At 34.9% G+C, this 13,362-nt stretch carries 7 protein-coding genes; all 7 read right to left on the bottom strand.

The annotated features are described in order from the left end of the window. Complete coding sequence (locus LUU93_RS16960; protein ID WP_232682355.1) at window positions 1–3,924, bottom strand: eCIS core domain-containing protein; 3,924 nt, start codon at window positions 3,922–3,924, stop codon at window positions 1–3. Window positions 3,925–3,926: 2 nt separating this feature from the next. Next, entirely contained in the window at window positions 3,927–5,525 is a 1,599-nt protein-coding gene (locus LUU93_RS16955; protein ID WP_232682354.1) for an eCIS core domain-containing protein, read from the bottom strand. A 39-nt stretch (window positions 5,526–5,564) separates the two neighbouring features. Next, window positions 5,565–6,425 carry a DUF6734 family protein gene (locus LUU93_RS16950; RefSeq protein WP_232682353.1) on the bottom strand — a complete coding sequence of 287 codons (861 nt, stop codon included), beginning with the start codon at window positions 6,423–6,425 and terminating at the stop codon, window positions 5,565–5,567. A gap of 231 nt (window positions 6,426–6,656) precedes the next feature. After that, window positions 6,657–7,484 carry a DUF6734 family protein gene (locus LUU93_RS16945; RefSeq protein ID WP_232682352.1) on the bottom strand — a complete coding sequence of 276 codons (828 nt, stop codon included), beginning with the start codon at window positions 7,482–7,484 and terminating at the stop codon, window positions 6,657–6,659. Continuing rightward, on the bottom strand, window positions 7,481–8,059 hold the full coding sequence (locus LUU93_RS16940) for a hypothetical protein (RefSeq protein WP_232682351.1): 579 nt from the start codon (window positions 8,057–8,059) through the stop codon (window positions 7,481–7,483). Before LUU93_RS16940 ends, LUU93_RS16945 begins: the two co-directional genes overlap by 4 nt. Window positions 8,060–8,070: 11 nt before the next feature. Beyond that, the gene (locus LUU93_RS16935) at window positions 8,071–9,912 is read right to left on the bottom strand and encodes a contractile injection system tape measure protein (protein ID WP_232682350.1); all 1,842 of its coding nucleotides are present in this window, start codon (window positions 9,910–9,912) and stop codon (window positions 8,071–8,073) included. Further along, entirely contained in the window at window positions 9,899–13,354 is a 3,456-nt protein-coding gene (locus LUU93_RS16930; RefSeq protein ID WP_232682349.1) for a hypothetical protein, read from the bottom strand. The genes LUU93_RS16935 and LUU93_RS16930 overlap by 14 nt, the downstream gene beginning before the upstream one ends. Window positions 13,355–13,362: the final 8 nt, after the last annotated feature.

The raw sequence follows: 13,362 nt of genomic DNA, 5'->3' as shown, positions 1-13,362 counted from the left end.
TTATTCAGAAGCTTCTTCTGGTGTAATAATTTTATGTGGACCAACTTGTACTTCATTAGATAAGTTTGAGCTCAAACTCGTTGCGCCATTGGGGTTATCATCTTTACGAATAATTAATGAGAATCGTTTTCTTTGATCTCTTGCTACTTGTTTTATGGCTTTTAATTGCTCTGTATATGATTGGTAATTAACATCCTTAACATCTCCAATTTCATTGCCTTCTATATAATCGGGGATCGTCGGTACCACTTTTGATCTACCTTCATCATCAACTATTCTCGGATTATACGTACGATTGTTTTTTCCTGCTGATTCACCAAATTGTTCCTTAATCCAACCTTCTTCTCCATTTCTTCCTCTGCTGCGTGATGATCTAAGTTTTAAATAAGTTAGAGGCCATTGAATCATGTCTGAGGTGCCTTTGGTGCGTAAATATTTTAAATAACCGTCTTCAAGCCCTTTATATCTATCCAAAGTAGTTTGATCTATTCCATTACCAACCATAGAAATTGTTATTCTTGTTAATTCACTTCTTGCTGTAGTTTTATTGCGATTACTGCCAATAATAGTTCCTTCGTGGATATCACTATCAGCTTCCGCTTTATTTTTACCTTCTTCCGCTGCTCTCTGAACTAAATTGTAATTCCATTTATCACCACCATCTACAACTTGTATTGAGCTTACCAAAGTACTATTTCTAGTAGCCACAGTTTGTGCCACAGCTTGAGCATTTTCATGTGTAATGCCACCATTGGTTAAATGAGTTTCTTCTTCTTGATGCAGGTTTTGTCTAACAGTTGTCAGTCCATCTGCGCCGCCTCTTCCCATCACTCTGTCCAACAATGCCATTCCTCTGTCTACAGCCTGATTCACGAGCCATGTAAGTGCCTCATCAACCATTTGACGAACAGCAATAAGCATTTCTCCAATTCTTGCTCCAATACCAGTTAAACCAACTTGGTTTGCCAAGAAACCTATTACGACAGGCATAGCTTGCCCCATAGTTCTTTCCAGATAATCAGCGGCTGTGGCGACATTACCCCGTGCTAAATCGGCTACGCCATTGACAAACGAATTGACCACTTCGAGCATTTCTCGCAAGTATTTGATAAAACTTTGAATAGCATTAAAGAACGCCATAGCACCATTTATCACAGCCATGATCCCCGTTGGGTCTAACATGCTTAAAAGTCTGGCGGTAATTCTATTGACAATACGTTCCATGACAAAGTTTTTCACGGCATCGAGAACGGTATTCCATAAATTACTTAGCTGTTCTTGTATTTTGTCCCAAATGGCGGCCATACCTCGCTCCTGAACATCTTTTATGAATGTCCAGATACCTTCGAGCGTATTAATCATGCTGCGGATTCTGGCCACTCTTGCAGGACCAATGCGAGGGTGTGCTGCTAGTTTTTCCCAGATTCTTTCCATCGAGATATTCAGCACTTCTAATATCCAGCTGATAACACCGCGTAAAGAGAAATCTGTAAGTACCGGAATATTGGCATCTTTCAACTCGCTCATTAACCAGCCAGTTACACCATTGATTAAGTGGGTAACGATATTGTCAAAGAATTGTACGAATCCTTGTTTAAGCGCTCGCAGTATGTTTTTCAAGAAACCAATTGGATCTTTCTTAATATCATCTATAGCTTCTAAGGCTCTTGTAATGATATTTCCGATGAGGTCAAATGGGAAATTCATGATTTCGAGAATCGCCATAATAACGATTCGAACAATTTCTGCTACAAAAGCAATTAATCGGCCTATAGGTTCTCCAAATTTTTCAATGATTCTCATAAAAGCATCTATCGGATGGATGAGGTCATCGATGCTCATAGAATCCCAAATATCGGTAAAGAGCTGTATTATAGATTGCGGTGTCATGTTGAGCGTCTCTACTGCAGCTTCAATTTCGCCCACAATTCTGGCTATTGCACCAGATTCTACCATTTGTGCATATTGTTCTTCTCCGCCATCCATAAGGCTCATAAAACCTCTTATCATATTTGGAACTGTGCGAGGTACGACTTCTTGCGTAAAAGGATCTTTTCCGATAATTACTTTAACAAGTGAATAACCTCTTACGGCAGCGGCTTGAGAAGACAGCCATCCTAATAGTGATTCCTTGACAAGTTCTAATACTTTTAGTGCTACACCTGATGCAAAATCCCAAACTCGCTGCAGGAATCCTCCAGCCTGATCTGCAAGTGCAGAGAGATTATCGGCAATATTGACCAAATTTGCAGGCTGAATAGCATCCCAGGCTGCCGTTATGAGTCCACGAAGTTCGCCTAATAATGAATTGAAAGTTCCAACCTGAGTGTCAAGCCAGTCGGCAGTTTTTTGCAGCGTGCCTTTTTCACGCATTTGCTCAAGCTCTGTCTGCTTGTCTATCAGTATTAAGAAATCTTCTAATATTTCGACCGTTGTGGCATTGACAGCTTCATCGCGTAACGGATCGTATTTGATTATTTTTTTGATTAATGACCAAGCTTTGTTTTCTGCCAGTATAGGTTCTGCTACACCTATCAAGGCTTCTTTTATCCAGGTAATCACCTGATCTACCGTTGCGCTTACAAAAGAAGTTATTCTGTTAACTACTTCATTAAATTTTTCAGTTACTAAATCAATTATACCGGTGTAAGGAAATGATATTTCGTCCCAAACCTCTTCAACCAGATCAAGAATACTGTCGATTGTTAATCCGAGTTCGCTTAATTTTCCTTCTACCCAGTCAAAAACCTGCTGCAGTATTCCGTATTCCTGAAGCTTGTCGAATATGGCTGTTCCAAAAGGAATAAGACCCATTAAGCCTTCAACCAGATTAATTGGAGTTCGCTCTACATCAACTTGTCGTAACGGGTCATAACCGATAATAACGGTGAAAAGAGTGTAACCCGGAACGTGTCGTGCCCCATCGATGATCCAGTCGGGAACTAAATCGAGGAACGAACCCTGAACCATTTCGGGAGCAGGGGAGATTGGTTCCGGTTTTTTTCTAATTGCGGCTCCCTGCTGTACGGTATGCGTTAATTCGTGAGCGAGTAAATGCTTGCCTTCTTTCGAATTCGGATTGTATTTTCCTTCGTTAAAATAAATATTGTTTCCGGTAGCAAAGGCCTGAGCTCCTAATTGCTTATTCATTTGAACAGCATTAGAGTCATTATGTATGCGGACATTGCTGAAATCGGCTCCAATACCAGATTCCATTTCGGTTTTTACTTTTCCGGATAGTGGAGAACCTCCGCCTTTACTGCTGTTTAACTTGGACTCGATATTAGAATTATCGCCAGGATTGGCATCGCCAGCCGCGCTTTTTTGCAGTTGTTTTTCTTCGTCTGAGTTTTGCTTTTCCTCTTCTTTTTTCTGCTGTACATTTTCCTCTTCTCCTTTATTTTGAATTAAAGGTTTGATTGATGGAGCGCTTTTTGAAACAGTTTCTGGTTTTTTGACTTCTTTTTTATTCTGAACTGTTTCCTCTTTTTTCTGGGTTTTGTCTTCTAATTTATGCTGAATTAACGTTTTTGATCCTGAAAAAGCCGGATTGATTTCTCGTTTCTCAGTTATTCTGGAATCGAGTTTATTTTGGATTGATTCACCTTTTAACTGTCCAACAGGTGTTATGGTTACGGCAGCAGTTTTTTGCTGCACTTCTTTATTTTTTTCTTCTTGCTTTTGAACATTGCGCGCCAATTTCTTTTGCACTACTGGCGAAGGCGAAAAGAAAGAGTCTGCTTTTTGCGTTTGTTTATTGGCCACCACGTGGTCTGCGACTCTGTCGGCTTCTACTTCAAATTTATCGTTAGACTTACCTATATTCAATTTTGCCTGAACACCAAAAAAAGATTCCTTCCCCTTGTCATGGTGTGACGCGGAGTGCGAAGGATTTGATTTTGATATTTGTTTTAATGCTGGCATCTCTAATTGGTTACATTAAAACTTCCTTTTAAATTTGGACTACCTCCAGGATTAATTACTTTAACCTCTACTTTAAAGAAGATACAATCTTTGGTTTTTACAGCAAATGACTGTGTTTCTGTTTTGCCAACATCATATCTTCTGCCGGTTTTATGTATTGTTCCTCCTTGTATAGCAGTCAATAGTATATTATAATGTTTTGCATTATGTGGTGTAACCCAATTGGCAGTTGAGGTTATTTTAAAATCGCCTTTTGAACAAAAAGTTGAGGAAGACATAACGGAATCATTAATGTTAAAATCGTTATTATTTTGCGGTAATTGAAATGCTTCTCCACAACAATTATTATCACCGCCTTTTTGTCCTACCAGTTTATTATCTAAAGCTCCTATAGTTTCCGGTCCCACAATACCGTCAACTTTATTCAAACCGTTTTCTGCTTGGAAGCCTATTACTGCATTTCGTGTTTCACTTCCAAAATCGCCGTCTGCCCCAAATTTTGGTAAACTTTGACCTGCCTGCATCAGCCCATTTTGCAATTCCGCAACATATTGCCCCTTTTGACCGGTAGAAATAAGCATCTGATTATCATTGGCTTTTTCTAATGGAGGATTGCCTTTAAACTGTGGATTTTCAGGTCTTTCTGCATGTAAATCTTCTTGATGGTTTTCTATTGACGATTTTTGTATTGCCCCAGATTTTTGTTTGGATCCGGTTTGCTGAATCGTATGTGTGAGTTCATGCGCCAGCAGATGTTTGCCTTCTTTGGAGTCTGGATTGTATTTTCCTTTATTGAAATAGACATCGCTGCCATGTGTGAAAGCTTGTGCGCCCAGCTCTTCGCTCATTTGAACAGCTCTGCTGTCAGTGTGGATGTTTACACCGCTAAAATCGGCTCCAAAACCCGATTCCATTTCCCGCTTTGTGTTTTTGTCCATGGCATTGCCGCCGCCTTTTGAGCTGCTGAGATTACTTTCGACTTTTTCATTTACTGAGTTCGATTCTTTTAGCTTTGCTTGAACTGTTTTTTCTTCTTTTTTCTGAGCCTTTTTGTCTTCGTTCTCACATTCGGCACATTTTTTCTGTACTTTTTTGTCTTCCTCTTTTTCTCCTTTTTTCTGAACTTTTTTGTCTTCTTCCTTATCGGATTTCTTTTGTACCTTTTTGTCTTCTTCTTTTTCTCCTTTTTTCTGAACTTTTTTGTCTTCTTCCTTGTCGGATTTCTTCTGTACCTTTTTGTCTTCCTCTTTTTCTCCTTTTTTCTGTACTTTTTTGTCTTCTTCCTTATCGGATTTCTTTTGTACCTTTTTATCTTCTTCTTTTTCCTTGCCTTTTTTTTGCAGAGGCTGTTCTTGTGCCAAGTCCTTTTTTTGAACTGTTGAAATGGTTTCTGCAATAGGCTTTTGCTGTACTGCTTCTTCACTTCTTGATTGCAGTAAACCTCCAGTTTTGCGTTTGTTTACTACTTTATCAGCAACATTATCGGCTTCTATTTCATATTTATCTCCTACTGTCCCTGTAGTTAGTTTTTTTTGAACTTTTGGTCCAAAAAAAGTAGAAGGGGAGTGATTAGCTATTTTCTTTTGTTCAAATTCTCTCATGATTGTTATTTTACCATTTTGAAATACTAATTTGTTTCACTAAACAAACTGCAGATTATTTGCGATAACACCTTCTTTCTCTAATGCATTTTTTATTTGCTTATACCAATATGGAAATATTTTAGAGAGCCGAAGTTCAATTTCATCAACAACATATTTGTCATATTTTTTCATTCCAAAAAAATGAGAATACCCAATAATATCGGCATGTTTCCCATGCTCTGTTATGTTGTTTCCTTTTAAAAGCATTGTAGGATTATTGTTTTTATAATTCAATAGCGATGCAAGAGTATATTGTTCTATTAAAATGCAGGTTTCATAACCTTCTTGTTTTAATTCAGTAAAGTTTTCTTGGTTTTCTAAATATATTTTCTCCAAATCATAATAGCTTTTTATAAATTCATCGCGGAGTTTGAGATCATTAAAACCAAATATGCCGCAATTATAAGAATAGCCTAAATTTGTATGCCAGTAAGGCAGGTTTTTGGTGTATTTATTAAAAAACTCTACCTGCTTTTTATAATGGATTTCATAAGTATCTTCCTTGCGTTCTACTATAACATTATCAAAAAGAAAATCTATTTTTTTCTTAATAAGTATGTCAGTATCAATGTGAATAAATGGTTCTGTTTGACGTTCCATAGCATTGATTTTTGATTTCATCCAAAGGTCGATTCTGTTTTCGTTTTGCACTTTGGTAACGGCACAAGGAAGCATATACAGGAATTTAAAGCCTATTTCGTCTACATAAAGCTCAATTTCATCATACCACAAATGGCTGTATAATACACTCAGAGCAGTCATGTAGATAGTTTCCTTTAGTTTGTCTCCCATATCCCATCTGTTATGCATTATAGGAAGCGTATCAAGGCTGTAAATCATCTTGTATCGTTGTTTCATATATAGCTTTTATAGTTTTAACTTGTTAATCGTAATTATTTTAACACATAGAAACATAGAATTATGTAAGCTCGAAATAAGGCGTTTCACTTTTTTTTAAACGCACATAATTATGCTATGTGAAAGAAATGTATTTCTTTTTTGCATTTCTTGTTTTTAAGTAAAATCTATGTTTCTATGTGTTAAATAGAAAATTCATGTATTCAATTACACCCAGCGTGTGGTTTTATTTTAAGCAATACCTTCTTTCTCTAAGGCATTCTTTACTTCTTTGTACCAATACGGAAACAGTTTAGAAAGCCTGTTTTCTATTTCCTGAACAATGTCAATTCTGTATTTTTTTTGACCAACAATGTGTGAATAGCCAATTTTATCTGCTAGCTGGAAATTTTCGAACAGGTTTTTTTTCCACAGCAATAATGTTGGTTTAATATTATGATGATGTAACAATGCCGCAAGATTATATTGTTCTAAAACAATGCAAGGCTCTATTTTTGCTATTTTGGGATTATGATTTTTTAAAAAGATTTCTTCTAAATCGTGAAAAACTTTTAAAAACTGATCTCGAAGCCCAAAGTCTCTAAAACCTAATACTCCACAATTATATGCATATCCCAAATCGGGTTTCCAATAGTCTAAATTTTGAGTATATTGATTAAAAAAATCTAAACGATATTGGTACATACCGTACAATTCGTAATCGTTTTGTTCAACAATTACCTTATCAAAATCAAAATTTATTTTTTTCTTTATAAAGACATCATTGTCAAGATGCACAAAAGGTTTGATTTGTTTTTCCATAACATCAATTTTCGATTTCATCCAAATAACGGTGTCTTTGTTGCTCTTAATTTCAGTAACTCTGATAGGAAGCATATAAAGAAACTTATACGCAGTGTCATCTGCATAAAGCTCAATATCCTGATACCATAAATGGCTGTATAGTATACTTAATGCAGTCGAATAAATCGTTTCTTTAAATTTATTACCTTGATTCCATCGATTATTACTAACAGGAAATGCATCTAAACTGTAAATTATTCTAGGCTCTTCCCTCATAAAATGTTCTTTTTAATAGTATGAATTAAGTTTTTTTCTTCTAAGAAAGTTACATTGTTGTACAAAGAAGCTTTTCGGCTGTGTTTATATAATCGTTTCCATTCGTAGTTTACTCCTGCTATTTCCGAGGTTTTTAGATGTATCTCATTGTTATGAAATTTTTTCATTTCATTAAATGAGGAATGCCATACCATTTTGCCCAAAAGAGGTGATTGCGTAAGGGTTAATCTCGAAAAATCATTTGGGAAATTATCTATATTTATTTCCTTGCCATGAATTTTGAACTTATAAACCAATGTTTCTCCGTTTTTGGTTTTGTAAAATTTAGAGGTGTATCTCTTTATGTCAACTTTGCTCTTAATTGGATTTAAATCTTCTTCGTTTTCATACATTATATCCAAATCATTTATGCGCATTTGATAGTACTGGCGAAGGTTCAAATAATCTGCAACTCCTCCGCAAAAGGCGATTTTCGACAAATCGAGATTGTTGAATATAAATCCAAACGCATTTTGCTGCTCAATAAGAATATTTTTTTTATCGTATTCTAAAAAAGAAGTATTATCAGCATTCATATTTTTAATTTTTACCAGTTAACATATATGATTCGTTTTTTCCAGGCCAATTTCACGATGCTTAAATTCCAGCTTAATTTATCTAATAAAACATCTTGTGTTTTTCGCTCTATAAGTATTACAGGGCTTTCGTCTTCATTAATATTCAGTTTTCCAGGTCGCTGCAAAAATTCATTTTGCAGCAATTCTGCTGATGATTTTTTCATCACATCCCAATTGCTCAACACGGCTTGCAGCATTGTGGCTGCTTCTTTTTTCATTTTTTCAGAGAGTATAATGTTTCTTTCAATGGGCTGGGCTATTGGAATATTGCATAAGAATTTTTCGAAAGCCATAGTGTTTTCATAATCCTGTTCCTGACCTGTGGCTATATAATGCAAAAGGTGCGCAGCAATTTCGGGATTGTTTATAGTGTTGTCTTTATTGAGCAGCCCGCAATTTTCAAAAAGAGATTTTAAAAAGGGATGAATCAATAGCAAACCTGCATTTTGAACATATAAATCGTTGACATTTGTATCTATGTGAACGTTTGCATCTATTAGGCTTTCTTCCAGCTCTTCTATATCTTCTTTGGTATTTTCTTTTTCTTCTTTTTCAATAGAAAAATCTTTTTTATTTATTACTTCTTCCTGAGTATTGAGAGTTTTCTCTATTGAATTATTTGATAAGGGTGCGATATTTTCATTGTCACTCTGAACCGTTGCATCTTTATTTTTTGATAAAATAAAATCCATATCGGATACTTCCTTTTCATTATTTTGCTGAATTCTTTCTGTTTTTGTTTCTTTTTGTATTTCATTTTCTCTTTCTGCCTCAGTTTTTCCTTTTGTCTCAGTTTTAGTTTTTGGTTTTGTCTCTGACTCTGACTCTGCCTCAGTTTTTATTGACTCTTGGTTTTTTTGGATAGTTTTTATTCCTGTTACTTTTTCTTTTAAAATAATTGAGGCTGCTTTGTTTTCGATAACCGAAACAACAGCATCAAGATTAGCCAGTAATTCGAGTTCGTTTTGGATCTCTATCTGATTTTCAATTTCCTGCAGAAAAAGTTCTTTGTGTTCTAAAAAGCTGTTTTTTTTATGCAATTCAAATACACTGCAGATCAATTTGGAAATCTTTTGTTTTAACATTGGATTGCGTGTTTCCAAAAGGCTTAAAACAACTATTTCCCACATTGAAAATCTTTGGTTCGGAGTTAATTGATTTTTTGAAACAGATGCTTCAATGTGTTTTTTTATGGCACTAATCCTGATTATTTTGGCACTGCTTTCAGCATTGTTTTTTTTCAGTAATATTCCTTTTGTAATAATTGCCGCAATTTGGTTATCGCTAAATTGTTTAATAAACCTGGCTCTCACGATTGGTTTTTGAACTGCGTTAGCCCACTTAAAAGGAAAAGCTTTATCATTTAAGACTTCATCAAATGTAGTGTTGTCTATTGTTTTAAGATCATGATTTAAGGCTGTCCACCAGGCATTTGTTCCTGTTTCCAGAAAATAAAAAAAGCTTTCTATTTCCTTTTCCTGTGCATGAATTAGTTTATAACTTTCTGTGCTTTTTTCTTCTTTTTCAAAAACTTCTTCAACTTGTGTTATTACTTTTTTTAGAATTTGCTCTTTGAAATCTTCGAAATCCAAATTTTGATTTATGGCAATATCAATGTTTAGTTTGTCTAATTGTATGCTGTGTGAAGGATTTTTCGAATCCACTTCATTAAAATAGTTTTCTAAAAACGGGAATATTTCCTTTTGCAAAAACGCATCAATATTGTCCTTGAGATAATATCCTTTTTCTTTAGAATTGGTATTTATCTCAAGGAAAACTTTATTGATAATATGTTTATTAGAATTTATCACCAGCTGTAAGGTCTTCTATTTGTATATTTAAATTAGACAGTATAAAATCGATTTTTGAAAATACTGTTAGCATACCTGACAAAAACTCTTTCAATGATCCATCCTTATCTGTATTGAATTTTATTTCTATGAAACTTTTAAATAAATTATTAAAAAGTAATGCTGCCGGGATAATTTGTTTTTCAGATACCTTAAGTGTTTCTTGATCCTGACATCTCAAAATAGTGTAAAACAATGAAGTATTTAGCGATATAAGTGTTTGTACCGCAGTAATCTGATCTGGATTTTGCAGTCTAATGGCAGAGGCGACAACTGTGGATATAAAATTGAAATATTCCTGCGTGAATAATTCAGATAATTTAGCATTTGCCTTACCATTGATGTAACTCTCAAGGTTTTTTTGAACTTCGGCAAATCTGTTTTCAGTTTCAGAAATGAAGTTAATAGTCTCCTCATTGAATTTATTTAAAACGGAAATTTCTTTTAAACTGGAAGTGGTTTCCATTGCATTTTTTACAAATAGTTCAGCATTGTTAAGACATATATTTACTTCAGGTTCTTTTCTAATCTCAATTAACCTTGGACCATCAGTTACAGAACCACAGTTGCCTTCAGCAATTAATGAAACTGAAATAGAAGATTCATTATATAACGAAGTTGGACGTGTTACTGGATCTTTTTTATCTGTTTTTACTATTTCTTTATTAATTTCCCAGATGTATGTTGTGGCATTTGAAGAATTGTTGCTTAGGGTTAGAATTCCCGCCGCATCTACATTAAAGCTAAAACTAGCAGTAGGAAGATCTAAAAGTGTAATGGTAAGATTGGATGGTTTGTCGTCTATAAAAATGGTTACGGTTTTGACATCCTTAGATACCTCGCCTGGAGCAAACATATATTTTTCTCCGAATGTTACTATAACTCCTTCTCCTAAAATTTCGGCCCCTTTTACATTGGGCTGCAGAGTAAGCTCTACAGGTTTATCGTTTCGGCAAAAGGATATTTCGTTTACTAATTCGCCATCTACCAGTACTTTTGGATCTTCAATTTCAAAACTCACAGGATGAGTGATTTGGAAACCGCAGTTGCCATTGTCTGCACTAAGGGTAACATCAAATGTGAATTTTTTTTGCGATTCACTATTATACTTGTAGATATGTTTTATTTCTGTTTTATCATCCGTTACAAGATCGGTTTTGTCTCCAAAATCCCAAGTATATTTGTTGCCTTCAATATTTTCTCCGGTTACGGTAAAAGTGACTTCGGTTTCGTCTGCTCCCGAAGGTTTTGAAGGAACAGCGACAAAATCGAATTTTGGTTTTTCAAAAATGGTTATCTTACAGTCAGTATCAAAGTTATTAACTGTAAAGGTTATAGGCTGGCCTATTAATTCTTTACTGACTATATTTGGATCAAAAACAAGTGCGCCAAATTCATTTACTTTTATTCCTCCGTTTTGATCAGGTCTAACATTGGCTCTTACAAAACCTCCTGTTGGAGATACTTTAAAAGGCAGAGGAGGTGTTTTGCTGTCAAAGCAAATTTTATCTATTGGTAAAGTAAGCCCTATATTGTTTTCGTCACAACATAAATACGGTATAGAGAAATCAGCAACAACCGGATTTAAAATGTTTATGCCTTCAGCAAATTTTTCAAAGTCACCGGTTAAAGAAAGTCTGCGGCTTTTATAATAAGGTATTTTTTCTTCCAGATATATCATTATGAAAGTGCCTCCGGGAACTACACCTGCTTTATGTTCGTAACCATGATTTTTGTTTAGGTAATATTTGGTGAAATACTGGATGGTTTTATCCAGTTCATTTGCATTTACTGCCAGAATCATGATATTGAACCCGAGCCCGTTTTCTAATCTAATTTGCTGGATAGCTTTTAGTGCTTCTTTGTAATTGCGTCCCTGGTGGCCTTCAATTCTATAAAAATCACTGTCAAGATGTATTTCGAGCGGTTCTTTAGTATTCAATAAATCGTCATGATAACTAACATTGTTTTTCTCCAATCCTAAAATCGTTTTATCAAAATCCCAAGCTTTAATAAGCGAATTGTTTACATTGTTGTAAAAAGGAATGGCTTTCTTGCCCAATTTGCCCATTTGCAGAGAGGGTGTAATTTTTATATAATCATACGATGGATTGTAATTTTCTAATAATTCTGTACTTCTCAGAATAAGACTGTACATTCTTTGTCTGGATATGTTTTCGCCGTAACATACTTTTATTTCATCTGTTTTTATTTCATCCGCTTTTACCTTTTTCTTTTCTTTTGAATCTATAACAGGAGCGTCATCATCTGCAAGGCAGTCATTGCAAGTGTTAAGATTTTCTCCTGTAAGCAAAGGCGATTTGTAAAAAGCATGACGGAATTCAAAACAAGGTTCCGTTTTTATTAGCTCGCCCAGCATTAAGTGCTTTGGAAACGCATTAATATCAGGATAGCAGTAACTATCCTCTATATTGAGTAAAAGTGCTCTGGTTTCGTTGTAAGTATCAATAAGATCGTTAAGAAGGTCATATCTATATTGAAAATCTGAAGGAAGTACCGGGTCTCCTTCGAAATTAAATAATTCGTCTATATTTTTTTGAATTGATTCTAAAACGACTGGCATATTTAAGCCTGTCAACAGTTGATTGTAACCTTCCTGCAAATTTTTAACAGCATTGTTTTTGAAAATTCCTTTGGTAAAAGTTTGTTTTATAGCCTCAAGATGAACAAAATCTTCTTTTTTTAGTACAATTCTGTTTGATTTTAGGTCTGGTAATGTATGGTATAAATTAGCATAATTGATTTTGCCAATCATGCTGTCGTGATTCATTATTTGTGCCGCAATATTTTTGCTGACAATTAAAACTTTATAATTGCCTGCAATTTCCAATCCCTGATTGTCACAAGAAAGGCTTACGCAAAGGTCAGATTCTTTTTCATACGACTCCAGATACAAAAGAATTACAGCTTCTTTAAACTCAAATTTGGTATTTGCGGTAAATTCTGCTAAAGCAAAATTAGGGTCTTTTTCTTTTTTTTGCTGTTCTTCTGTCAAGAGTTCAAAAAGAGGCAGCTGCTTGTTTGCACCATCATAGAAAAAAGGTTTATACCCCGCTTTTGTATTATCATAAACTTTGCAGTGTGTGTATGTTTTGGAATCAAAATCTATTTTTTTGTTTCCCAGTACATCTGCCTGATATAACTTAAAAAGATCACCATCAGTAGTTATACCTGTTCCTTGTGTTATTGAAATGGTTTTTTGAACCTCATCATAAGACGAATAAAGTCCGCAAACTATACCAACGCCACTCAGATAAATGCGGGACAGGCGATCCTGGTCGTCAAAAAAATCTACAACCTCATTAAGGTTTCCTTCTGTAAGTACCTGATTTTTTGTAAATCTTCGGTATTGTGTTGTTATTGTTGAAAGTTTTGCTGACATGGCAATAG

The organism is Flavobacterium soyae (assembly GCF_021245985.1).
Lineage (GTDB): Bacteria > Bacteroidota > Bacteroidia > Flavobacteriales > Flavobacteriaceae > Flavobacterium > Flavobacterium soyae.
This window is presented reverse-complemented; position numbering and strand designations above follow the sequence as displayed.

Coding starts and splice junctions, on each gene's coding strand:
- LUU93_RS16960 (WP_232682355.1), bottom strand. CDS start 3,924: ATGCCAGCATTAAAACAAATATCAAAATCAAATCCTTCGCACTCCGCG.
- LUU93_RS16955 (WP_232682354.1), bottom strand. CDS start 5,525: ATGAGAGAATTTGAACAAAAGAAAATAGCTAATCACTCCCCTTCTACT.
- LUU93_RS16950 (WP_232682353.1), bottom strand. CDS start 6,425: ATGAAACAACGATACAAGATGATTTACAGCCTTGATACGCTTCCTATA.
- LUU93_RS16945 (WP_232682352.1), bottom strand. CDS start 7,484: ATGAGGGAAGAGCCTAGAATAATTTACAGTTTAGATGCATTTCCTGTT.
- LUU93_RS16940 (WP_232682351.1), bottom strand. CDS start 8,059: ATGAATGCTGATAATACTTCTTTTTTAGAATACGATAAAAAAAATATT.
- LUU93_RS16930 (WP_232682349.1), bottom strand. CDS start 13,354: ATGTCAGCAAAACTTTCAACAATAACAACACAATACCGAAGATTTACA.